We start from the raw sequence: 23503 nt of genomic DNA on the forward strand, positions 1-23503 counted from the left end.
GTCCTCCGCTCAGAGACCGGCGGCCATGGCTTTGTCGATCAGCCAGTTCAGCGAGGGACCGCGGTCGCTGCTGACTTCCACCGGGCGCCCGGCGAAGGCGCTGCTCAGGGGCGCGTCGGGCTTGATCTGCACGCGGATGTCGGAGGACAGGTCATCGCTGTTGAGGCTGGTGCTGCTGACGATGGTGCCGGTGCGTACTTCATCCTCGCCGGCGATCTGGAAGTTGACCTGGGTGCCCGGGCGCACGTCGCCAAACTGGCGATAGGAGAAGCGCGCCTCGACGTTGGCCTGGCTGTTGCGGGGCACCAGTTGGAAGATCACGTCGCCCTTGCTCGCGTACTGACCGTCGGCCACCCGTTGCTGGGCCACGGTGCAGTCGCAGGGGGAGGTCAGGGTGCCGGTCATCTGCTTGCCGAACAGTTCCTCGACCTTGGCCGGTTGCAGCTGGTTTTCGTCCAGGTGGCCCTTGAGCACGTCGAGCATGCTGGTGCTGAAGCTGGCCAGGGGCGCGCCCTTGGCCACGGCGCCATCGACCTGCACCAGGCTTTGCACGGTGCCATCGCGGGGCATGGTGACGTTCATCCCCGGCACGTTGACCAGCCCGGCCTGGGCGTGGCTGACGAAGGTCATGCCGTACACCGACTTGAGCACGAAGCCGAAGGCGGCCAGGCCAACGATGAAGATCCCGGCGCTGAAGGTTACCGCCCGCAGCCGGCCCAGTGGGGTCATGCCACTGCCGCTGTCCTTGGTCTTGCGCGCCTTGGTGAAGTTGTCGCGCTGCAGGGTGGCGAGCACGTCGCCCATGCTGACGATGTCGCCGGCCAGGTGCGAGGTGATCAGGTGGCGCAGGGTGGAGATGTCCTGGGGTTCCAGGTTCTGGAACTGGCAGCCGACGCGGCCGCTCTGGCGGTCGAAGGAGCGGATCTGCAGCTCCACGTCCATGGCCAGGCCGAGGTTGTCGATGACGAACTGCAGGCGGCCCTTATGCACCGAGCCGATGCTCAGCATCTGCTGCCCGGCGTTGAAGCTCAGGCCGCCGGCGGAGAGATCGTGGATCCGCACTTCCAGCGGTTTGGCTTCGGTCCCGAAGAAGCGCAGCTTGGCCGGGATCTTGACCCGGGCGTGCTGGCGCTGGGCTTCGGATTCATGCACTACGTTGACGTTCACGGCGGTGTTCATAGAGTCGATTTCCTAATCAATTCGGGCAGGCGGTTCAGACCATCAGCAGCAGGGCGGCGACGAACACGCTGCCGGCGGAGAAGGTCATGGTTCGAGACGACCAGGTGTTGAACCAACGTTGAAAACTGGCCAGATCGCGGGTCAGCTTGGTGTCCTGGCGGGTCCAGGATTGCTGGTCGAGGCGGAAGAACACGTAGATCTTCACCAGCGCGCCGACGATCTGGTTGTAATAGAGAATCAGCGGGTAGGCCGGGCCGATGCGGTGCCCCGAACAGGACAGCAGCAGGGTCAGGATCAGGCGGGTGATACCGATCCACAGCAGGTAGGCGAGGATGAAGGCGGTGCCGTACTTGACGCTGGCGATGATGGCCACGGTCAGGCCCAGCAGCGAGGTCCACATCGACACCCGCTGGTCGAACAGCACCACGCTGGTGAACAGCCCCAGGCGTTTGATCCCCAGCCCCAGGGCCCGGGCGTTCTGCCGCAGGTTGTTGCCGTACCAGCGGAACATCAGCTTGCGGCTGGCCTTGATGAAGCTCTTCTCCGGCGGGTGTTCCACGGTGTTGATCGCCGCGTCGGGCACGTAGAAGGTGTCGTAGCCCAGGCGCATCAGGCTGTACCAGCTGGACTTGTCGTCGCCGGTGAGGAACTTGAAGCGGCCCAGGCGCCAGTGCTGCAGGGAGTCGCTTTCGACGTCGGCGATGAAGTCGGGGTCGGTGACCACGGTGGCGCGAAATACCGACATGCGTCCGGTCATGGTCAGCACCCGCTTGGACAGGGCCATGGAGCACATGTTGATGTGGCGCTGGGCGAAGCGCAGCTTGTGCCATTGGCTCATCACGTAGCCGCCGCGCACTTCGCAGAATTCGTTGGTGGTCAGGCCGCCGACGTTGTCGAACAGCTGGAACCAGGGCACGGTCTTGCGCACCACGCCTTCGCCGAGCACGGTGTCGCCGTCGATCACCGCCACCACCGCGCGGTTGTCCGGCAGGTGCCGGGAGATGGCGCGGAAACCGAAGGCCAGGCCGTCACGCTTGCCGGTGCCGGGAATGCGCACGAAGTCCAGCTTGACCCGCTGCGGCGGGTTCATCCGCGCCCACAGGCTTTTCACCAGCAACTCGTCGGACATCTCCACGATCGAGCAGACCACGGTGGTGGGGAAGCCGCAGTCGATGGCTTCGCGGATCACCGAGCCGTAGACCTGGGCGGTGGTCAGCGCGTCGATGCGAAAGCTGGTGACCATCAGGAACACGTGGGACGGATCGGCCGCGCTGCCGAGCTTGCGCACCTTGCGCCGCAGGTGCGGGTAGACCACGTAGAGAAACAGCATGCCGCGCACGAAGTGCGTGGCGCCCATGGAGTAGCGCCAGATGCCCACGGCGCCAATCAGGAAAATGAAGTCCTTGGATTGCGAGTCGAAAGTCGACGCGGGCAGCAGCAAGGCCATGCCCATCAGCAAACTCAAGTAAAACAGCCAACCGGCGGCCTGAAGCAGGCCGTGCTTTAGCCTGTGCATAATCGAAGTCCTAAAATCAGTTGCAAGCTCCAAGCCGCAAGCTTCAAGCGCGGTGCTCTCACTTGCGGCTGGAGTCTCGAAGCTTGCCGCTGCCTTACCAGCAGATGCCTTCGGTACGGCCATTGGCGCTGGTGGCCTTGGACATGAAGCCCACCAGGTCGATGACCTGCTTGCCGTGGGGCACGTCTTCGGCCAGGGCGCGGAACTTCTCGTCGCGGTTGCCGAGGATGATCAGGTCGGAGTTGTCGATCACGGCGTCGAAGTCCGAGTTGAGCAGGGATGAGACGTGGGGGATCTTCGACTCGATGTAGTCGCGGTTGGCGCCGTGGACCCGGGCGTATTCGACGTTGCTGTCGTAGATGCTCAGGTCGAAGCCCTTGCCGATGAGCATTTCCGCCAGTTCCACCAGCGGGCTCTCGCGCAGGTCGTCGGTGCCGGCCTTGAAGCTCAGGCCGAGCAGGGCGACCTTGCGCTTGTCGTGGCTTTCGACGATGTCGAAGGCGTTCTGTACCTGGGATTCGTTGCTGCGCATCAGCGAGTTGAGCAGCGGCGCCTCGACGTCCAGGGCGCCGGCGCGGTAGGTCAGGGCGCGCACGTCCTTGGGCAGGCAGGAGCCGCCGAAGGCGAAGCCCGGGCGCATGTAGTACTGGGACAGGTTGAGGGTCTTGTCCTGGCAGACCACGTCCATCACTTCACGGCCGTCGACGCCCACGGCCTTGGCGATGTTGCCGATCTCGTTGGCGAAGGTGACCTTGGTCGCGTGCCAGACGTTGCAGGTGTACTTGATCATCTCGGCGACTTCGATGTCCTTGCGGATGATCGGCGCGTCGAGCTCTTCGTACAGCGCTTGCAGCACATCGCCGGAGGCCTGGTCGAACTGGCCGATCACGGTCATGGGTGGGAAGTCGTAGTCCTTGATCGCGGTGCTTTCGCGCAGGAACTCGGGGTTCACCGCGACGCCGAAATCCACCCCGGCCTGCTTGCCCGAGCAGTCTTCGAGAATCGGGATCACCACGTTCTTCACCGTGCCCGGCAGCACCGTGCTGCGCACCACGATGGTGTGGCGGGTGGTCTTGTCGCGCAGGACGAAACCGATCTCGCGGCACACCGATTCGATGTAGTCCAGTTCCAGGTCGCCGTTCTTCTTGCTCGGGGTGCCGACGCAGATCATCGATAGGTCGGTATCACGGATGGCTTCGGCGAAATTGGTGGTGCCGCGCAGACGAGCGGTCTGGATGCCTTGCGCCAGAAGTTCACCCAGACCCGGTTCAACAATCGGCGATTTACCGGCGTTGATCAGGTCGATCTTCTCTTTCGAAATATCTACGCCAACCACTTCATGGCCCCGTGCGGACAGGCAACCGGCACAGACTGCGCCGACGTAACCCAAACCGAATATGCTGATGCGCATCGCATTTACCTCTGTGTTATTCACGCCATTAGATGGCCGGAGTTAATGTTTGCCAGCTGTTTTTGCGCACTCGGAAGTACAACGAAGTACGTTGTAGTGCCGCGTGCAGGCAGACTAATTTCCGAGTGTCTGAATAAGTGCACTCAAGTGTGCGCAACCGATCCTTGTTGTTCTGGTTTGCCCTTGATTGTTGCCGGCGGCTCCTGCTGCAGGGTTCGCGAGAAAAACCATCCGCTATCCTTTGGATGGCTGAAAGCCGCGTATTGCGGGCTTTTCAGTTGATTTTCACGGTCCTTGAAGGCCAGCTGTTCCTTGGCTCGTTAGGGGATAGTTGTGGTGCCTTATCTCCTGTTGTTTACCCTTTAGTTAATGTTTGTGACTCATTGGTCAAACCAATTTTGCAACTTGATTAGTTTGTCTTGAGCCGGTGTAAGTCATCTCTTACAAACTCGTTGAGAATCGTTACCGGTGGTATGAGCGGTGTCTGCGGGCATAGTTCCGGCCCGCTCATCCTGTTTTGCGAAATTTCTCGAAATATTGAGAAAGATGGCACTGCTTTCAAATTGATAGCACTTAAGGTTTGGGCCTTTAGTTGTGGGGAGTTGAACTGAGGAGATAGTTTTGTGCCACTACCGAATAAAAAAAGTGGTGCCACTACTGAAAAAAATCACTCTTGTCGAGTGAAAGAAAAGTTATGGAAAACGCGGAAAGTTCTATGGCGCCAAAAAAATGGCTGATTGAAGGCGGGGAATGTGCGGGTGATCACATTCTGGCGCGCTCGCCGGGTGGCAACGAGCGCGGCAGGGGAACGCTTTATTCCGTTGCGTGGTCGCGCAGGAATACCAGGTTGTCGGCCTTGGATTGCTCCGCGCTGAAGCGGTAGCCCTGGACGTCGAATTGCTTGAGCTGGGCGGGGTCGTTGATGCGTTCCTGGATGACGAAACGGCTCATCAGGCCCCGGGCCTTCTTGGCGTAGAAGCTGATGATCTTGTACTGGCCGTTCTTCAGGTCCTTGAACTCGGTGTTGATGATCCGCGCGTTCAGGGCCGTGCGCTTGACCGCCGAGAAGTACTCGTTGGAAGCCAGGTTCAGCAGCAGGTCGTCGCCTTGCTCGGCCAGGGCCTCGTTCAGCCATTCACTGATGCGGGTGCCCCAGAAGGCGTACAGGTCCTTGCCCCGGGCATTGGCCAGCTTGGTGCCCATTTCCAGGCGGTAGGGTTGCATCAGGTCCAGGGGGCGCAGCAGGCCGTAGAGGCCGGAGAGCATGCGCAGGTGCTGCTGGGCGTAGTCGAAGTCCGCTTCGCTCAAGGTTTCGGCGTTGAGTCCGGTGTAGACGTCGCCCTTGAACGCCAGCAGCGCCTGCTTGGCGTTGTCCGGGGTGAAGGCCGGTGTCCAGCTGCCGAAGCGCGCGGCATTCAGGCCGCCGATCTTGTCCGACACGTGCATCAGTTCGCTGATTTGCGCCGGGCTCAGTTCCCGCAGTTGCTGGATCAGTTCCTGGGAGTGGTCGAGGTATTGCGGCTGGGTAAAGCGCTGGATGACCGGCGGCGTTTCATAATCGAGGGTCTTGGCGGGTGAAATCACCATCAGCATGGGGCGTCTCCTTTAAGCGTCGGGGGATTCTAGGGGCTCGGGCGCCGGGACTCCACCTATCAAGGCGATAGCTGACGCGTGGCTGATGCCGGTTGTGGCTAGGGATGCCTTTGTTGCCCGGCGGATCGGCTATAGTGCCGCGCGGGTTTTGTTCTGGAGGCATCCCTTTTGCGTATCGCGTTACTGTTCTCGGCCTGGCTACTGAGTGTCAGCGTGCTGGCGGCGCCCAATGATCCGGCGACCCTGGATCGCAGCACCTGGCCGGAAAAACTCGACAATCCGACCCTGTTCGACGTCGCCTCGCGGGCCGAGATCCTCACCTTCGCCCGTGCCCTGCTGGTCAGCGAGGCCTGGGACGAGGCCTCGCTCAAACAGCGTCTGGGCCTGCGCATGATCAACATGGCGGCGATCTTTGAGCTGCGCGAGCATCTCTGGGCACGCCTGCTGGAGAACTACAACTTCGCCCAGCAGAGCTGCGATCAGGACGCTTCGTTCTGTTTCCTGGTGGAAAACATGCAGCAGTTGCGCAAGCAGGCCGGCAAGTTCCAGCTCGGCGAGGATTCCTACTACGCCCGCTGGGGCGAACCCAGCCGCAGCTTCCATGAGCAGTACCTGGATGAGTTGCTGCGCAAGGCGGCGCTGTCACCGCAGACCAGCAGCGAGGTGCTGCGTTTCGGCGACTACGAGCGCAATGGCGACGAACTCAATGACCGGCTGTTCCTGCTGACTTTCGACAGCGCCGCCAACCTGGCACCGGACAATACCCCCTGGCTCACCCATTACCTGCGCAAGGCCAATCTCAGCGGCACCTTCTTCGTGCTTGGCAACGACATCCAGAACCGTCTCGACAAGGCCTCGGTGGCCAGCCTGCAGTCGCTGTATTCCCGCCAGTGCGTTGGGGTCCAGGGCTGGGAGTTCCGCTCCCACAGCCACTGGCAGGACTGGCAGTATTCGATCCAGCGCAGCGCTGATCTGGTGAAGAGCAAGCTGCCGGAAAACTACGTGCCGCTGTTCCGCCCGCCCCTTGGCCAGCGTCGCGCCGACGCCGAGGGTTTCTTCAATGCCCAGGGCATGCAGGTGGCGCTGTGGGACATCGACGCCCAGGACGGCCCCGGCAAGCTCAAGGCCGAGGACAGTGGCCAACGGGTGCTGACCCTGATGCTGCTGTGGCGGCGCGGGGTGATTGCCTTCAATGCCAAACAGGACGGGGTCAAGACCAGCCTGCCCTGGTTGCTGGCGCAGACCGCGCAGAGCGGCATCGGTTGGGAAGACTGCCAGGATGCATTTCGCTGAAAGCGCCAAAGGCCCGGAAACACGGGGTGTGGGCTGTAAAGGGGGCGGATTTTTGCGGGATTTCGAGGCGGGCGGACTTTCGACTTTAACGGTGAGCGGGCAGTGCGCCAAGGGCTTTTCGTCACTCTGAAAAATAAACATCAAAAAAGCGTCAAAGTGCGTTTTCCTGTCACGGTTTTTGGAGTATTACGAACTCAGACCGCCGAAACCTGCGACACAGGTGGCGTCTCCCAAGACTCCTTGTGTGTGCAGGCCACCTGAACCCTCGCGGGTGAATTCGGTGGTCATTCGAGGCGCGATACCCCATGGTATTGCGTCGACTGGCTCCCACATAAGGTGACCGAGTATGGATGACCACGGACGTAGCTCTTCTTCCAACCAGCCAATCCTTTATGTACTCGATACCAATGTATTGATTCACGATCCCAACGCCTTACTGAATTTCGAAGAACACCACGTCGCCATTCCCATGACCGTCCTCGAAGAGCTGGACAAGCTCAAGAGCGGGCATCACAGCGTGGCCGCCGAATGCCGCCAGGCGATCCGCCTGATCGACAAGACCCTGGGCGAGGCCTCGCCCGAGGACGTCGAGCTGGGGGTGCCGATCCAGCGTGGCAAGAGCGGGCCCAAGGGCTTGCTGTCGATCCTGATGAGCAAGCGCAACGAGCCCAATAGCCTGTTGCCGGAGAACCTCAACGACAACATCATCATCAACCAGCTGATCGACCTGCACGCGCGCAACAAGGACCTGCCCGTGGTGCTGGTGACCAAAGACATCAACATGCGCCTCAAGGCACGGGCCTGCGGGATCGCCGCCGAGGACTACAGCACCGACCAGCTGGTGGACGACGTGTCCCTGCTGCCCAATGGCTTCCACAACATGAGCGGCTCGTTCTGGGACCGCGTGAGCAAGGTGGAAACCCGTCAGGATCACGGCCGCACCTGGCACCAGGTGCAGTTGATCGACAACCTGCCGGCGGTGCATATCAACGAATTCATCATCGATGAACAGGGCTTTGTCGGCTGGATCAAGGAAATCCGCGCCGATGTGCTGCTGATCCTCGACCTGCATCAGGAACCCCTGTTGCACCAGGAAGCCTGGGGCCTGAAACCGCGTGACATCTACCAGGGCCTAGCGCTGTACGCGCTGCTCGACCCGGACATCCACCTGGTCAACCTGTCCGGCGCCGCCGGCTCCGGCAAGACCATCCTGGCCCTGGCCGCGGCCATCGAGCAGACCATGGTCAGCAAGCGCTACCGGCGCATCATCGCCACCCGCAGCGTGCAGGGGCTGGACCAGGAGATCGGCTTCCTGCCGGGCACCGAGGCGGAGAAGATGGAACCCTGGCTGGGTGCCATTACCGACAACCTCGAAGCCCTGCACATGGACGACGAGAACACCCACGGCAGCGTCGACTACATCCTCAGCAAGGTGCCGTTGCAGTTCAAATCCCTGAACTACATCCGCGGTCGCAGCTTCCAGCAGAGCCTGATCCTGATCGACGAATGCCAGAACCTCACCCCGCACCAGATGAAGACCATCATCACCCGTGCCGGCGCCGGTTCCAAAGTGGTGTGCCTGGGCAACCTGGCACAGATCGATACCCCTTACCTGTCGGCCACGAGCTCGGGCCTGACCTACCTCACCGAACGCTTCAAGGACTTCCCCAACGGCGTGCACATCACCCTGCAAGGGGTGCCGCGCTCGATCCTGGCGGAGTACGCGGAGAGCCACCTGTAACTGCAATTACCTTCCAGCACGGGCGGCCTTCGGGTCGCCCGTTTTGCATCCGGGCCCTGGCAACGGGTTATCCTGCACTCCCGCCGCCGAGCATTCCCCAGTTGGAAAACACCGGATGACCCGCGTTTCCTTGCGCAATATCGACCTGAATCTGCTGGTAATCCTCGATGCCTTGCTGACGGAAAAACACGTGACCCGCACCGGCGAGCGCCTGCACCTGAGCCAGCCGGCCATCAGTCATTCCCTGGGCAAGCTGCGGCTGCTACTGGATGATCCGCTGCTGATCCGCCAGGGCAACGAGGTGCTGCTCAGCCCGCTGGCCCGCAGCCTGCAGGCGCCCCTCAAGGAGATTCTCAGCCAGATCGAGACTTTGCTCGGCAAATCCCTGGACTTCGACCCAGCCACTTCCCAGCGGATCTTTCATTTGGCGATGTCGGATTACGCGGCGGCCATCGTCCTTCCCCGGTTGCTGGTGCGCCTGCGGGGCGAGGCGCCATTGATGCGCTTGGTGGTGACCCAGGGCAGCCGTCACGAGATGTCCGAGCAGATTGCCCAGGGCCAGATCGACCTGGCCCTGGGGGTGTTTCCCAGCCTCGGCGTGGAGATCGCCAAGGAGGTGCTGTTTGAAGAGACGTTCTCTTGCCTGGTGGATGGCAGCACCTTGGGCGCGGAGCAACGCCTGGACTTGAGCACCTATCTGGCGCGCCCTCATTTGCAGGTGTCGATGGACGGTTGCTTCAACGGGGAGGTCGATCAGTGCCTGGCAGACGAAGGCCTGCAGCGGCAGATTGCGGTCAGCGTGCCGCATTGGGGGGCGGCGCCGAACCTGATCCGCGGCACCGACCTGATCCTCACCGTGGCCGGCCGCACCCTGGACGAGATCCCGCTGCAGCAGGGACTGCTGCGCTTGACCCCGCCGTTGAGCATTGCGCCCTTCAAGTTCGTGCAGATCTGGCATTCGCGTTTCAGCGATGACCTGGCGCATCGCTGGTTGCGTGAGCAGGTCAGGCTGGCCAGCGTGGCCCGTGGCTGAGGCGGCGTCTCAGCCACGGGTAGTAATGACGAAGCCGCCGATCACTACCAGCACGCCGATCAGCTTCTGCAGGCTGATGTCCTTGCGTGGCAGCCCCACCAGCCCGAAGTGGTCGATGATCAGCGAGATCAGCAACTGGCCGATGATCACCACCATGATGAAGTTCAACGCCCCCAGACGCGGCGCCATCAATAGCGCGACGGTGATGTAGAGCACCCCGGCCAGGCCGCCCATCCAGATCCACCATGGACCTTGCAGCGCGGCCATGAGATTGGGCTTGGGCACTTTGATGAACAGCAGCAGGACCCCCAGCACCAACAGGCTGACCAGCAGCGACACACCGGTGGCCCACAGCGGGTGCCCCAGCAGGGTACCCAGGCGGGCGTTGGTCCCGGCTTGGAGGGGCACGGCGAAACCGGCGAGCAGGCTGAGCAGGATCGAAACGAACAAGGCCATGGCGCGACTTCCTTTTTTGGACGTTGGCGCTGTTGTACGTTTATCCGCCGCCTGGCTCCAATTCGTTGTTCTGATGCGGGATATTCGTCGGGCTGATTGCTGGTTGGCGCGGGCAGATGCCCCGTGCGAAAAATTGACCCGCAGGTTTACAATCGGCCCACCTGATCAGGAGTAACGCCGTGCTGACTCATCTCGATTCCCAAGGGCGCGCCAATATGGTCGACGTCACCGACAAGGCCGTGACCTTTCGCGAGGCGGCGGCCGAAGCGCGGGTGCGCATGCTCCCGCAAACCCTGCAGATGATCGTCAGTGGCGGTCACCCCAAGGGCGACGTATTTGCCGTGGCCCGCATCGCCGGGATCCAGGCGGCGAAGAAGACCAGCGACCTGATTCCTCTGTGCCATCCGCTGATGCTCACCAGCGTCAAGGTCGAACTCAGCGCCGAAGGCGAGGACAGCGTGCGCATCGTGGCCCGCTGCAAGCTGTCCGGGCAGACCGGGGTGGAGATGGAGGCGTTGACCGCGGCCAGTGTCGCCGCGCTGACGATCTATGACATGTGCAAGGCCGTGGACCGCGGCATGACCATCGAAGGCGTGCGGGTGCTGGAGAAAACCGGTGGCAAGAGCGGCGAATACCGGGTGGCTGACGCATGAAGATCTCGGTGAAGTTCTTTGCCCGTTACCGTGAGGTCCTGGGGCTCGATGGCCTGCTTGTCGAGGGTGACTTTGCCTGTGTCGACGATGTGCGCCAGGCGCTGCTGTCCCGCGAGGGCGCCAGCGTATTGGCCGAACAGAACCTGATGTGCGCTCGCAACGAAGAGCTGTGCCAGTTGGACGAGCCCCTGGCGGACGGCGATGAAGTAGCATTCTTCCCCACCGTGACCGGAGGCTGAGATGGCGATCCGTGTGCAATCAGCGGCCTTCGATCCCGGCGCCGAAGTCAACGCCATGCACGCCGCCGATACCGGCGTCGGCGCGGTGGTCAGCTTTGTCGGTTACGTGCGCGACTTCAATGACGGCCAGGATGTCCATGGCATGTTCCTTGAGCACTATCCGGGCATGACCGAAAAGGCCTTGGGCAAGATCGCGGCCGAAGCCCAACAGCGCTGGCCGCTGTTACAACTGGAGGTGCTGCACCGCATTGGCGCCCTGGAGCCGGGCGAGCCCATTGTCTTCGTCGGCGCGGCCAGTGCCCATCGTCAGGCAGCCTTTGATGCCTGTGCCTTTGTCATGGACTACCTGAAGACCCGTGCGCCATTCTGGAAAAAGGAAAACACCGTCGACGGCCCGCGTTGGGTCGAGGGCCGCGACAGTGACCACGCCGCGGCCGAGCGCTGGAGCGAGTAATCCCCCTGATGCTTGTCGGCGGGGCCTGAGCCCGCCGCAATCCAACCTTCAATCGACTGCGACTGTTCCCGCCGACCGCTGGGGACAAGTCGCTGCGCGCGCCGTTGACGATATGTACGTAAAAGTCCAGTATGGATTTACAAGTACAAATACAGTGTCCTTCCGTTTCACCTCTTCCTTCTGTCTTGCCAAACCAACAACAACCCGCGAGAGAACGAACATGAAAAAATTCCCCCTCATCAGTGGCCTGGCCTTGAGCCTGTTGGCGTGCAGCAGCCTGATGGCTGCCGAGAAAACCCTGCGCCTGGGCATCGAGGCGGCGTATCCGCCGTTCGCCTTCAAGACCGCCGACGGCAAGATCGGCGGTTTCGATTACGACATCGGCAATGCCTTGTGCGCGCAGATGCAGGTCAAGTGCGAGTGGATCGAGGGCGAGTTCGACGGCCTGATCCCTTCGTTGAAAGTGAAGAAGATCGACGCTGCGCTGTCTTCCATGACCATTACCGCGGAACGCCGCAAATCGGTGGATTTCACCCACAAGTACTACTTCACCTCGTCGCGCCTGGTGATGAAGAAGGGCGCGGTGGTGGATGACCAGTACGCCAGCCTCAAGGGCAAGACCGTGGGTGTGCAGCGTTCTACCACCACTGATCGCTTCGCGACGGAAGTCTTCGAGCCCAAGGGCATCAAGGTGGTGCGCTACAGCAACAACGAAGAGATCTACATGGACCTGGCGGCCGGGCGCCTGGACGCGATCTTCGCCGACACCATTCCCCTGGATGATTTCCTGTCGATGCCACGGGGCGCCGACTACGCCTTTGTCGGGCCTGAGTTGAAAGATCCGAAGTATGTTGGCGAGGGCGCGGGGATCGCGGTGCGCAAGGGCAACAGTGAACTGGTGGGCGAGTTGAACAAGGCCATCGATGAGATTCGCGCCAAGGGCGAATATCAGAGGATCCAGGCCAAGTACTTCAAGTCGGATATTTATGGGGATTGAGGCTGTTTGGCGTTCTTGAGGACGCCTTCGCGAGCGAGCTCGCTCCTACGGAAATGGCCTCGTCCCCTGTAGGAGCGAGCTCGCTCGTGAACCTTTACTGTTCCTTCAATTCCTTCAGGTGCTTGTACACCGTGGCCCGGCCCATGTTCAGCACGTTGGCCACGTAGTTGGAGGCGCTCTTGCCCTTGAAGGCACCCTCGGCGTGCAGCGCCAGTACCAGTTCGCGCTTGTGGTCGCGGGTCAGCAGGTTCAGGCCCAGCTGGCGTTCGCGCAGCCAGTTGTGCAGGAAGGTGTTGATGCGCTCTTGCCAGTCATCACGAAACAGCGAGTCGGGCTGGGGAATCAGCTTGCTCGGCGAGAGAAACAGGTCCAGCGCCGCCTTGGCGTTTTCGAACAGGGAAATATTCAGGTTGATGCACAGCACTGCCATTGGCTGGCCGTGGCTGTCGCGCAGCACGCTGCTCAGGCTGCGGATCTTCTGCCCGTCCCAGTTGAGCTTTTCATAGGGGCCGATGTTGCGCTCACTGCTGTCGCCACTGAGCAGGTCTTCCAGAGCCGCATCGTCGCCCACTTCGCGCTTGGACAGGTTGTTGGCGATGTAGTCGATCTTCTGCGTGCGCAGGTCGTGGAGCACCACCTCGGCGTGAGGGAAAAACAGTGTGGCAATGGCATCGGCTATCGCCCGGAAATTGTCCAGGGCGGGGTCCTTCGCGGGTGAGGTCATGGGTCTTACTCCGGGCGGCATCGGCGCCCGCCGTCAGCGGGCGCAGGGAGTGTGCCGCAATCGCTGGGGCACGTCATCCCAAGGGTGGTTTCAGCCAAGGCGGGCAGGGGACAGCATGGCGGGCGTGAGGCCGAAGCGGGTCAGCTGTTCCGGCAGTGGCTGGCCTCGTACCAGGGCGGCGCTGGCCTGGCCCATGGCCGGGGAGGTCTGGATGCCGTAGCCGCCTTGCCCGGCGACCCAGAACAGCCCGGGCACCTGTGGATCGAAACCGGCCAGCAGATCACCGTCGCTGACAAAGCTGCGCAGGCCGGCCCAGGTCCGAGTCGGGCGGCGGATGCTCAGGGTGGTGGCTTCTTCGATCTGGTAGATGCCCAGGGCAATGTCCAACTCCTCGGGCTGCACATCATGGGGCTCGACCGGGTCGGCGTTGGCCGGCGAGCCGAGGAACATGCCGGCATCGGGCTTCATGTAGAAGGATTCGTCGAGGCTCACCAGCATCGGCCACTGGTGAATATCGACCCCTTCCGGGCCGGCAAAAATGAACGCGGCGCGGCGCTTGGGTTGCAGGCCCAGGGCGCGCGCGCCAGCCAGGGCGCCTATCTGGTCGGCCCAGGCCCCGGCGGCGTTGATCAGCAGCGGGGCGCTGAAGGTCTGGCCGCTGGTCTGGACCTGCCACAGCCCTTGTTCATCGCGGCGCAACCCCAGCACTTCATGGTCGGTATAGACCTGGCCCTGATGGCGGCGAATGCCCCGCAGGTAGCCCTGGTGCAGGGCGTCGGTGTCGATATCGCTGGCACTGGGGTCGTAGAGGGCGCCGTGGACCTTTTCGCGGCGCAGGATCGGCAGACGAGCGCAGGCTTGGTCTGCATTGAGCAGTTGCATCTCCGGCACCGTGGCCTTGGCGCTCAGGTATTGGCTGTTCAACTCGGTGGGATCGCCGGTGAAGTCCACGGTCATTTCACCCCGCGGTGTCAGCAGCGGGTGTTCGCAGAAGCCTTCGGGGGGCTGGTCGAAGAAGTCCCGGCTGGCCAGGGTCAGGGCGCGCACCTGGGCCGTGCCATAGGCGGCGGTGTAGAGCGCGGCGGAGCGGCCGGTGGAGTGGTAGGCCGGGTGCGACTCGCGTTCCAGCACGATGACCCGGCCGTGGCGCGACAGCCAGTAACCGGTGGAGGCCCCGGCGATACCGCCGCCGATGATGATGAAGTCTGCCTGGGTCATTGATAACTCCGGAAAAAATGCAGGTGACAGGTGCTTATGGCTGGCGCTGCAGGCGGTACAGGGCGTTGGCCAGGGCGATGTCCTCCAGGCCCAGGCCAATGGAGCGGAAGAACACATGGCGCTCGGCGCTGGGGCGTTGCGCCTGGTTGCTCAGCAGCTCCGGCAGGTCGCCGAGGATCGTCGCGCTGTCCCAGCCGTGCTGTTCGCCGGCGATCAGCATTTCTCCGGCCGAGCCTGGGGTGGTGCGCCGGTAGTCGCAGTAGACCTGCAGCTCCGGCAGGGTGGCGGGCGGTACTTCATGGGCCCGTGGCGCGTTGGTGCTGATGGAGGTGATCAGCGCCGGCTTGCCGAGGCGGCGCGGGTCGATCACCGGCCCGGCAGACGAAGTGCAGAGCATGATCACGTCGGCGTCTTCGACGGCTGCTTCCAGCCCGGGAACCAGTTGCAGGCGTGGGTCGAGGGCTTGGAGCTGTGCAAGCTCCTCGGCGGGCTTACTCGCCAGGCTTGGGGAATAGAGGCGGATGCTCTGCCATTGGCGCAGGTCTTTCACATAGTGCAGGTGCGCCTGGGCCACCGCGCCGCTGCCGATGATTGTCAGGTGTCGGGCCTCGGGCGTGGCCAGTGCCTCGACGGCGACCGCCGTGGTGGCGGCGGTGCGTGCGGTGGTCAGTTCGGCGGCGTCGCACAGCAGCAGCGGCTGGCCGCTGTCCATGGACATCAGCAGGGTCCAGGCGGTAACCAGCGGACCTTCGGCGCGGACGATATAGGGTGAAGTCTTGACCCCATACACACGATCTTCAGCCAGCACGCCCAGGTAGTTGATGAAGTCGCCGGCGCCCTGGGGAAATTCCACCAGTTGTTGCGCCGGCTGCACGGCGAGCCCGGCGGCCAGGTCGCGGAACAGTTTGCGCAGGATCTGCGGGACGTCGATTTGCGCGAGCAACTGGCGGGCTTCGGGCCGGGCCATCAGGTAGGGCGTGCTGGACATGCAAGGGCTCCCATCAAGTTAAACTAATTTGTCCATTATGGACTTTTAGTTTTATCGGGCAATATCCAGGCAAAAAAAAACGCAGCCGGTGATGGGCTGCGTTTTTCGGTGCGTCGGTTATCAGGCTTGCGGGCGTTTGCGCGTGACTGGGCGCAACAGCTCGGCAGGCGGCATCTCGCAGCTGATCTTGCGTCCCAGCAGGGCTTCGATCGATGGCAACTGGTAGGAGTCGTCCTCGCCGGCGAAGCTGATGGACACGCCCTCGGCCCCGGCGCGACCGGTACGGCCGATGCGGTGCACGTAGTCGTCCGGTACTTCCGGCAGGGTGAAGTTGATCACGTGGCTGATGCCGTCGATATGGATGCCGCGGCCGGCCACGTCGGTGGCCACCAGTACTCGGATCTTGCCTTCGCGGAAGCCTTCCAGGGTCTTGATCCGCTTGTGCTGCGGCACGTCGCCGGACAGCTGGGCGGCGTTCACGCCGTCGCGTACCAGGCGTTCCTCGATGCGCCGCACTTCATCCTTGCGGTTGGCGAAGACCATGACCCGTTCCCAGCCGTTGTCGGTGACCAGGTTGTACAGCAGCTTGTACTTGTCGGCCCCGGCCACGGCATAAATGTGCTGTTCGACGTTTTCGCTGGCGACGTTCTCGGCCTCGATCTCGACAATCGCCGGGTCCGTGGTCCATTGCTTGGCCAGGTTCATCACGTCGTCGGTGAAGGTGGCGGAGAACAGCAGGGTCTGGCGTTCGCTCTTGGGCGGGGTCTGGCGAATGATCTGCCGCACCTGCGGGATGAAGCCCATGTCGAGCATGCGGTCGGCTTCGTCCAGCACCATCACTTCGACCATGTCCAGGTGCACGTCGCCGCGCTGGTTGAAGTCCAGCAGACGGCCCGGGGTGGCCACCAGGATGTCGCAGTGGCGGGCTTCCAGGTGCTTGAGCTGTTTGTCGAAGTCCATGCCGCCGACGAAGGTCATGACGTTGAGGCCGGTGTACTTGGTCAGCGCCGCGGCGTCCTTGGCGATCTGCACCACCAGTTCCCGGGTCGGGGCAATGATCAGCGCCCGCGGCTCGCCCATGTAGCGCTCCTTGGGCGGCGGAGTCTGCAGCAACTGGGTGATGATCGAGATCAGGAACGCGGCGGTCTTGCCGGTGCCGGTCTGGGCCCGGCCGATGGCGTCCTTGCCCGCCAGGGTATAGCCCAGTACCTGGGCCTGGATCGGCGTGCAATAAGGAAAGCCCAGGTCCTGGATGGCGTGCATCAGTTCCGGTGCCAGCTTGAAGTCGTGGAAACGGGTCTTGCCTTCCTGGGGTTCGACCACGAAGTCTTCGAGTTTCCAGGTGCTGGCGGGCGGCTTGGGTGCCCGCGGACGGCGCGGCTGCTCGGGTTTGGGGTGTTCGGCCTTGGGCTTCTCTTGGCGCGGCGCTTTGGGAGAGCAAGGGGCGGCCGGTGTGTTCACCGGTTCTCTTTTGGCTGCGGTAGCGGGTGCGCTCGGTTCCGGCTGACGGCCGTCACTGCGGCTGCTGGAACTGGGGGTAGGGGCACTGGGGCTTGGCGCGAGCGGCTCAGCCTCGCTTTTACCGAAGATTTTCTTGAGTGCTTTGAGCACGGTCATCTCATCAATTGATTAAGGAATGTACGCCGGCCAGTGTAATGCAAGAAACGGGCGCGGCGTAGTCTGTTGCTCTGGCCTCCGGCTTGAGGCGGTTTTTCTAGCGCAAACGCTCGCTCAGCCAGGTGCCGATGTCGCTGATTTCTTCTGGTAACACCTCGTGCCCCATTGGGTATTCCTGCCATGTCACGGTGACACCATGCTGCTTCAGATACTCGTAGGCGGTGCGGCCCATGGCGTTTTGCACCACTTCGTCGTACTGGCCGTGCAGCGACAGCAGCGGAATCCGCTGTTGACTGGCGCAAAGTTGCAGTTCGTCGTCAAAGGTCGGTGCGTAAGTGGAGAGGGCAAGCACGCCACCCAACGGACCCTGCCATTTGAGGAAGGCGGTGTGCAGCACGACGGCGCCACCCTGGGAGAAACCTGCCAGGAAAATTCGCGAGGCGTCTATTCCGCTGGCGCGTTGCTCTTCGATCAGTCTGATGACTTCATCAGATGATTCGTCGAGCTGTTCGCGACTGATCGCGCGAGCCGGGTTCATGGCCAAAATGTCGTACCAGCTGGGCATGGCATATCCGCCATTGATGGTCACGGCTCGGGTCGGTGCCTGGGGCAGGACGAAGCGGGTGCTCAAGAGTTTTTCCTGCAGCATCTCGGCCACCGGCAGGAAGTCGTAACGGTCCGCTCCCAGGCCGTGAAGCCAGATCACACAGGCATCTGCGGGCTTGCTGGGCTGAAGAATCAAGGGCTCGGTCATGCTTGCTCCATTTTTGTGCGTGCGCGCTGATTGAGTGCGAGGTTAAGGGGCGCGCCCGGTTGATCGGTGAAGAAGATGTCGCACGGTTGAACGTTTTGCTATTGACCACTGGCTGAAACGCTTTAGCCGAAACTGTGGTACGGGCTTTGCTATGGCTCAAAAGGAGGAGTGGAAGTGATAGCACTCTCTGCCGGCGGTAACACTAACAGGCTACCGCGGGCGATGGCATCGCCAACCTCCTCTGATACAGGTTCGCCAATGGCCGCTACGGGCTTTGCGAACTGCGAAGGGCTACAGCCCGTTCGGCCGATTGGTGAGATGTAGGCCCCCCATTACGTGGATTTCTCCTACTAGACTCATAGCGAAGGTCTTACGCCGCTTGACCCTATAAAAAAGCCTACACGGGTCAGCGCCTCATAAGGGCGCGGCAGGACTCAAGCTCCGACACAACAAGAGCAAGATTGGAGGTTTGAATGAAGATGTTGAAATCCACCCTGGCCGCTGTCACGGCGGCTACGGTGCTGGCTACAAGCGGTTTCGCACAGGCGGGTGCGACCCTCGATGCAGTACAGAAGAAAGGATTCGTGCAGTGCGGTGTCAGTGACGGTTTGCCGGGTTTCTCGGTACCGGATGCGACCGGCAAGATCCTCGGTATCGACGCCGACGTCTGCCGCGCCGTGGCCGCTGCGGTATTCGGTGATGCGACCAAGGTCAAGTTCAGCCAGTTGAACGCCAAGGAGCGCTTCACCGCGCTGCAATCCGGCGAAATCGACGTGCTGTCGCGCAACACCACCTGGACCAGCTCCCGCGATGCGGGCATGGGCCTGATGTTCGCCGGTGTCACCTATTACGACGGCATCGGCTTTCTGGTGAACAACAAGCTGGGTGTGAAAAGTGCCAAGGAGCTGGACGGCGCGACCATCTGTATTCAAGCCGGTACTACTACCGAGCTGAACGTGTCGGATTACTTCCGTGGCAATGGTCTGAAATACACCCCGATCACCTTCGATACCTCCGATGAAAGCGCCAAGTCCCTGGAATCCGGGCGTTGCGACGTGCTGACATCCGACAAGTCCCAGCTCTACGCACAGCGCAGCAAGCTGGCCACTCCGACCGATTATGTCGTGCTGCCGGAAACCATCTCCAAGGAGCCGCTGGGCCCGGTGGTGCGTAAGGGCGACGAAGAGTGGTTCAGCATCGTCAAGTGGACCCTGTTCGCCATGCTCAACGCCGAAGAGGCGGGCATCACTTCGAAAAACGTCGAAGCTGAAGCCAAGTCGACCAAGAACCCTGATGTAGCACGTCTGCTGGGCGCGGACGGTGAATACGGCAAAGACCTGAAACTGCCGAAGGATTGGGTAGTACAGATCGTCAAGCAAGTAGGTAACTACGGTGAAGTGTTCGAGAAAAACCTCGGCAAGAGCACGCCACTGGCCATCGACCGCGGCCTGAACGCGCTGTGGAACAACGGCGGCATCCAATACGCACCACCTGTGCGCTGATGGTTCTATCACCCGGCGGGCCAACCGCCGGGTGATGTTCTGTTCCATTATTCCTGGGGCACTTCATGCAAAATTCAATCGGCGCACCCAAGCAGAGGCTTAGCCTCAGCGATCCGCGTGTGCGCGCCTGGCTGTTTCAGATCATCACCCTCGTGGCGGTGGTTTCGCTGGGCTGGTTTCTGTTCGACAACACGCAAACCAACCTTCAGCACCGGGGTATCACCTCGGGTTTCGACTTTCTTGAGCGCAGCGCCGGTTTCGGCATCGCTCAACACCTGATTGCCTACACCGAAGCGGACAGTTATGCCCGGGTCTTCGTCATCGGCCTGCTCAATACGCTGCTGGTGACCTTTATCGGAGTGATCCTGGCGACCCTGCTGGGGTTCATCATCGGGGTGGCGCGGCTGTCGCAGAACTGGATCATCAACAAGCTGGCGACGGTGTATGTGGAGGTGTTTCGCAACATTCCGCCGCTGCTGCAGATCCTGTTCTGGTACTTCGCGGTGTTCCTGACCATGCCGGGGCCGCGCAACAGCCACAACTTCGGCGACACCTTCTTTGTCAGCAGCCGGGGCCTGAACATGCCGGCGGCGCAAATGGCTCCGGGGTTCTGGGCGTTCGTGGCGAGTGTGGTGCTGGCCATAGTCGCCATCGTGCTTATGTGCCGCTGGGCCAACAAACGTTTTGAAGACACCGGGGTGCCGTTCCACAAGTTCTGGACGGGCCTGGCGCTGCTGCTGGTGATTCCGGCGCTGTGCACGCTGGTCTTCGGCTCGCCGGTGCATTGGGAGTTGCCGAAGCTGCAAGGCTTCAACTTCGTTGGCGGTTGGGTGCTGATCCCCGAGCTGCTGGCCCTGACCCTGGCCCTGACCGTCTACACCGCAGCATTCATCGCCGAGATCGTGCGTTCCGGGATCAAGTCGGTGAGTCACGGCCAGACCGAGGCGGCCCGCTCCCTGGGGCTGCGCAACGGTCCGACCCTGCGCAAGGTGATCATTCCCCAGGCCCTGCGGGTGATCATTCCGCCGCTGACCAGCCAATACCTGAACCTGGCGAAGAACTCGTCCCTGGCCGCCGGTATCGGCTACCCGGAAATGGTGTCGCTGTTCGCCGGCACGGTGCTCAACCAGACCGGCCAGGCCATCGAGGTGATTGCCATCACCATGAGCGTGTACCTGGCGATCAGCATCAGCATTTCCCTGCTGATGAACTGGTACAACAAGCGCATTGCGCTGATCGAGCGGTGAGGAAGCGCCCATGACGACTCATACTTTCAAACCCGACATGCCGCCGCCCAGCCGCAGTATCGGCGTGCTGGCGTGGATGCGCGCCAACATGTTCTCCAGCTGGCTCAACACCCTGTTGACCCTGTTTGCCTTCTACCTGATCTACCTGGTGGTGCCGCCACTGCTGCACTGGGCGATCCTCGACGCCAACTGGGTCGGCACCACCCGTGCCGACTGCACCAAGGACGGCGCCTGCTGGGTGTTCATCCAGCAGCGTTTCGGCCAGTTCATGTATGGCTATTACCCGGTGGAGCTGCGCTGGCGGGTCGACCTGACCGTGTGGCTGGCGGTGATTGGTGTGGCGCCGTTGTTCATCTCGCGCTTTGCCCGCAAGGCGATCTACGGCTTGTGTTTCCTGGTGTGGTACCCGGTGGTTGCCTACACCCTGTTGCACGGCGGTTACCTGGGCTTGAGCAATGTCGCCACCAGCCAGTGGGGCGGCCTGATGCTGACCCTGGTGATCGCCACGGTGGGGATTGCCGGAGCCCTGCCGCTGGGGATCCTGCTGGCATTGGGACGACGTTCCAACCTGCCGGCGATTCGCGTGGTCTGCGTGACCTTCATCGAGTTCTGGCGCGGCGTGCCGCTGATCACCGTGCTGTTCATGTCCTCGGTGATGCTGCCGCTGTTCCTGCCCGAGGGCATGAACTTCGACAAGCTGCTGCGGGCCTTGATCGGGGTGATCCTGTTCCAGTCGGCCTATGTGGCCGAGGTGGTGCGCGGTGGCTTGCAAGCCATTCCCAAGGGCCAGTACGAAGCTGCTGCGGCCATGGGCCTGGGTTACTGGCGGGCCATGGGCCTGGTGATTCTGCCCCAGGCCCTGAAGCTGGTGATTCCCGGCATCGTCAACACCTTCATCGCCCTGTTCAAGGACACCAGCCTGGTGATCATCATCGGCCTGTTCGACCTGCTCAACAGCGTCAAGCAAGCCGCCGCCGATCCCAAATGGCTGGGCATGGCCACCGAAGGCTATGTCTTCGCGGCCCTGGTGTTCTGGATTTTCTGTTTCGGTATGTCCCGCTACTCCATGCATCTGGAGCGTAAGTTGGACACAGGCCACAAGCGTTAGGAGTACCTCCATGAGTGAAGCGAACAAAAAGCCTGTGGGCCCTGAAGGCATTATTCAGATGCAGGGTGTGAACAAGTGGTACGGCCAGTTCCACGTGTTGAAGGACATCAACCTCAACGTCCGCCAGGGTGAGCGCATCGTGTTGTGCGGGCCGTCGGGTTCGGGCAAATCCACCACCATCCGCTGCCTCAACCGCCTGGAAGAGCACCAGCAGGGACGCATCGTGGTGGACGGCGTGGAACTGACCAACGACCTCAAGCAGATCGAGGCCATTCGTCGGGAAGTGGGCATGGTGTTCCAGCACTTCAATCTGTTTCCGCACCTGACCATCCTGCAGAACTGCACCCTGGCGCCGATGTGGGTGCGCAAGATGCCCAAGCGCAAGGCCGAGGAAATCGCCATGCATTACCTGGAGCGGGTGCGCATTCCGGAGCAGGCCAACAAGTACCCGGGCCAGCTGTCCGGTGGGCAGCAGCAACGGGTGGCGATTGCCCGGGCGCTGTGCATGAAGCCCAAGATCATGCTGTTCGACGAACCCACCTCGGCACTGGACCCGGAAATGGTCAAGGAAGTGCTGGATACCATGATCGGCCTGGCGGAAGACGGCATGACCATGCTCTGCGTGACCCACGAAATGGGCTTTGCCCGCACCGTGGCCAACCGGGTGATCTTCATGGACAAGGGCGAAATCGTCGAGCAGGCGGCACCGAACGACTTCTTCGATAACCCGCAGAACGATCGCACCAAGCTGTTCCTGAGCCAGATCCTGCATTGACCCTGATGCACGGTTGGCGCTGACGATAAACCCGGACTGGCTCCGGGTTTATTTTTGCTCGGCGTTCAACTGCCGGCAGCACCGAGCTGTGGTTCGGGTGGGTCGCCCAAGGCTGAGGGCGCCAGCCGTGGTTCGCCAAGCTCCAGTACGTCCTTCATCAAACGTGGGTGGCGATCCAGCAGGCGCATCAGCACGTACAGCGGCTGGGGCACGCCGACTTCGCCGCGCTCGTAACGGGAAAAGGCATTGTGTCCACCGCCGGACAGCAGTTTGACTGCCTCCTTTTGCGAGAGGTGCAGCTTGCGGCGGATGCGCTTCAGGTCTGTGGCAACCTCCTGCCGGTAATCCTCAAGCAACTGGTCGCCTGCGGCGGCGTAGCGTTGTGCACTCTGGGCATCGAATTCGATTTCACCGCACTCCTGGCATTCCCAGCCCGCCAGGCCATGCAGGTGACGCAACAGGTGCCGGTAGTCGACGACCTCGCTGCGCTGCTCGAACGCCAGCATGCCGGTCGGGGCGCCGCAGCTGTAGCACTGTTGTCGTTTCATGTCTGTGCCTCCTTGAAGGAGATCACTGGAGGCCCCAAGCCGGGGCGGTGGGTGATCTTGATGTAGAGCGTCCGGTCATCGAGGCTGGTGTAATACACGTCTTGCCACACCCGGTGATCGCAATAGGTGGTCATCGATTTGTAGAACATGTTGCCCTGGAGTCCGGCTATCACTCGTTGCATGGCGGCCAAGGACAATCCGAGTTCCCTGCCGCGGCGCAATGCGCTTCGAGTGAAGGCTTGAGCCCCTTGTCGAACGACGTGCGCCTTGATCAGCGAGAGGTCGTGGTGAGGTGTTTTCTTTTCCATGAGACACCCTTGAGGCCTGATTGAAATTACCCTTATAGGGTTTTTTGTCAAGGCCTGTTTACCATGGCGAAAGTGCCTCCTCCAGCCTAATGCGTTGAACTCTCGGAAAAGCCTGAATACCATGTCCGACAATTCATCCGATGATTGGA

Annotated in this window: 23 protein-coding genes; 11 read left to right on the plus strand and 12 right to left on the minus strand. The window is 61.8% G+C overall.

Annotated elements, in window-relative coordinates; translation table 11 throughout:
* Positions 1–9: 9 nt before the first annotated feature.
* The 4 genes from DNK59_RS04855 to yaaA form a co-directional block, all read right to left on the minus strand.
* Entirely contained in the window at positions 10–1179 is a 1170-nt protein-coding gene (locus tag DNK59_RS04855; RefSeq protein ID WP_092319794.1) for an alginate biosynthesis protein Alg44, read from the minus strand.
* A gap of 34 nt (positions 1180–1213) precedes the next feature.
* A complete protein-coding gene (alg8, locus tag DNK59_RS04860) occupies positions 1214–2695 on the minus strand; it encodes a mannuronan synthase (RefSeq protein WP_092319796.1) in 1482 nt (493 codons plus the stop codon).
* A 94-nt stretch (positions 2696–2789) separates the two neighbouring features.
* Positions 2790–4106, minus strand: a complete 1317-nt coding sequence (locus DNK59_RS04865) for a nucleotide sugar dehydrogenase (protein ID WP_092319798.1) — start codon at positions 4104–4106, stop codon at positions 2790–2792.
* 813 nt (positions 4107–4919) lie between these two features.
* A complete protein-coding gene (gene yaaA, locus DNK59_RS04870; RefSeq protein ID WP_110722446.1) occupies positions 4920–5699 on the minus strand; it encodes a peroxide stress protein YaaA in 780 nt (259 codons plus the stop codon).
* Between the two features lie 168 nt (positions 5700–5867).
* Here yaaA and DNK59_RS04875 point away from each other — a divergent pair, with 168 nt between their 5' ends.
* The 3 genes from DNK59_RS04875 to DNK59_RS04885 all read left to right on the plus strand — a co-directional run bounded on the left by DNK59_RS04875 (position 5868) and on the right by DNK59_RS04885 (position 9766).
* Positions 5868–6992, plus strand: a complete 1125-nt coding sequence (locus tag DNK59_RS04875; RefSeq protein ID WP_110722447.1) for a polysaccharide deacetylase family protein — start codon at positions 5868–5870, stop codon at positions 6990–6992.
* Between the two features lie 346 nt (positions 6993–7338).
* Positions 7339–8733 carry a PhoH family protein gene (locus DNK59_RS04880; RefSeq protein ID WP_060837639.1) on the plus strand — a complete coding sequence of 465 codons (1395 nt, stop codon included), beginning with the start codon at positions 7339–7341 and terminating at the stop codon, positions 8731–8733.
* Positions 8734–8848: 115 nt separating this feature from the next.
* Complete coding sequence (locus tag DNK59_RS04885) at positions 8849–9766, plus strand: LysR substrate-binding domain-containing protein (RefSeq protein WP_110722448.1); 918 nt, start codon at positions 8849–8851, stop codon at positions 9764–9766.
* A gap of 9 nt (positions 9767–9775) precedes the next feature.
* Here the strand turns inward: DNK59_RS04885 and DNK59_RS04890 are convergent, their stop codons facing one another.
* Positions 9776–10222, minus strand: coding sequence for a DMT family transporter (locus DNK59_RS04890; protein ID WP_110722449.1), 447 nt, complete (start codon positions 10220–10222; stop codon positions 9776–9778).
* Between the two features lie 179 nt (positions 10223–10401).
* Between DNK59_RS04890 and moaC the strand changes: the two genes are divergently transcribed.
* The 4 genes from moaC (at position 10402) to DNK59_RS04910 (ending at position 12565) form a co-directional block, all read left to right on the plus strand.
* The gene (gene moaC, locus DNK59_RS04895; protein WP_110722450.1) at positions 10402–10875 is read left to right on the plus strand and encodes a cyclic pyranopterin monophosphate synthase MoaC; all 474 of its coding nucleotides are present in this window, start codon (positions 10402–10404) and stop codon (positions 10873–10875) included.
* A complete protein-coding gene (locus DNK59_RS04900) occupies positions 10872–11114 on the plus strand; it encodes a MoaD/ThiS family protein (protein ID WP_110722451.1) in 243 nt (80 codons plus the stop codon). Before moaC ends, DNK59_RS04900 begins: the two co-directional genes overlap by 4 nt.
* A 1-nt stretch (position 11115) precedes the next feature.
* Positions 11116–11568 carry a molybdopterin synthase catalytic subunit MoaE gene (moaE, locus tag DNK59_RS04905; protein ID WP_110722452.1) on the plus strand — a complete coding sequence of 151 codons (453 nt, stop codon included), beginning with the start codon at positions 11116–11118 and terminating at the stop codon, positions 11566–11568.
* A 220-nt stretch (positions 11569–11788) separates the two neighbouring features.
* Complete coding sequence (locus DNK59_RS04910) at positions 11789–12565, plus strand: ABC transporter substrate-binding protein (RefSeq protein WP_110722453.1); 777 nt, start codon at positions 11789–11791, stop codon at positions 12563–12565.
* A 94-nt stretch (positions 12566–12659) separates the two neighbouring features.
* Here the strand turns inward: DNK59_RS04910 and DNK59_RS04915 are convergent, their stop codons facing one another.
* From DNK59_RS04915 to DNK59_RS04935, 5 genes are all read right to left on the minus strand, one after another.
* The gene (locus DNK59_RS04915) at positions 12660–13289 is read right to left on the minus strand and encodes a transcriptional regulator (RefSeq protein WP_110722454.1); all 630 of its coding nucleotides are present in this window, start codon (positions 13287–13289) and stop codon (positions 12660–12662) included.
* 90 nt (positions 13290–13379) lie between these two features.
* Positions 13380–14507 (minus strand): FAD-binding oxidoreductase, encoded by a 1128-nt coding sequence (locus DNK59_RS04920; protein ID WP_110722455.1) that lies wholly within the window; start codon positions 14505–14507, stop codon positions 13380–13382.
* Positions 14508–14541: 34 nt separating this feature from the next.
* The gene (locus DNK59_RS04925; RefSeq protein ID WP_110722456.1) at positions 14542–15495 is read right to left on the minus strand and encodes an ornithine cyclodeaminase family protein; all 954 of its coding nucleotides are present in this window, start codon (positions 15493–15495) and stop codon (positions 14542–14544) included.
* 120 nt (positions 15496–15615) lie between these two features.
* Positions 15616–17112, minus strand: a complete 1497-nt coding sequence (rhlB, locus tag DNK59_RS04930) for an ATP-dependent RNA helicase RhlB (RefSeq protein ID WP_092319820.1) — start codon at positions 17110–17112, stop codon at positions 15616–15618.
* A 97-nt stretch (positions 17113–17209) separates the two neighbouring features.
* On the minus strand, positions 17210–17866 hold the full coding sequence (locus tag DNK59_RS04935) for an alpha/beta hydrolase (protein ID WP_110722457.1): 657 nt from the start codon (positions 17864–17866) through the stop codon (positions 17210–17212).
* A gap of 473 nt (positions 17867–18339) precedes the next feature.
* Between DNK59_RS04935 and DNK59_RS04940 the strand changes: the two genes are divergently transcribed.
* From DNK59_RS04940 to DNK59_RS04955, 4 genes are all read left to right on the plus strand, one after another.
* Positions 18340–19368: an amino acid ABC transporter substrate-binding protein gene (locus tag DNK59_RS04940; protein ID WP_016965200.1), complete on the plus strand. Its 1029-nt coding sequence runs from the start codon at positions 18340–18342 to the stop codon at positions 19366–19368.
* A gap of 65 nt (positions 19369–19433) precedes the next feature.
* Positions 19434–20615: an amino acid ABC transporter permease gene (locus tag DNK59_RS04945; RefSeq protein ID WP_110722458.1), complete on the plus strand. Its 1182-nt coding sequence runs from the start codon at positions 19434–19436 to the stop codon at positions 20613–20615.
* A 10-nt stretch (positions 20616–20625) separates the two neighbouring features.
* The gene (locus tag DNK59_RS04950) at positions 20626–21723 is read left to right on the plus strand and encodes an amino acid ABC transporter permease (protein ID WP_060837651.1); all 1098 of its coding nucleotides are present in this window, start codon (positions 20626–20628) and stop codon (positions 21721–21723) included.
* A gap of 10 nt (positions 21724–21733) precedes the next feature.
* Positions 21734–22498: an amino acid ABC transporter ATP-binding protein gene (locus DNK59_RS04955; protein ID WP_016965197.1), complete on the plus strand. Its 765-nt coding sequence runs from the start codon at positions 21734–21736 to the stop codon at positions 22496–22498.
* A gap of 65 nt (positions 22499–22563) precedes the next feature.
* Here the strand turns inward: DNK59_RS04955 and DNK59_RS04960 are convergent, their stop codons facing one another.
* Both DNK59_RS04960 and DNK59_RS04965 read right to left on the minus strand, forming a co-directional pair.
* Entirely contained in the window at positions 22564–23046 is a 483-nt protein-coding gene (locus DNK59_RS04960; protein WP_110722459.1) for a type II toxin-antitoxin system MqsA family antitoxin, read from the minus strand.
* Complete coding sequence (locus tag DNK59_RS04965; protein WP_110722499.1) at positions 23043–23354, minus strand: type II toxin-antitoxin system MqsR family toxin; 312 nt, start codon at positions 23352–23354, stop codon at positions 23043–23045. Before DNK59_RS04965 ends, DNK59_RS04960 begins: the two co-directional genes overlap by 4 nt.
* Positions 23355–23503: the final 149 nt, after the last annotated feature.

Source organism: Pseudomonas sp. TKO26, from assembly GCF_003225665.1.
GTDB classification, from domain to species: Bacteria; Pseudomonadota; Gammaproteobacteria; order Pseudomonadales; family Pseudomonadaceae; genus Aquipseudomonas; species Aquipseudomonas saponiphila.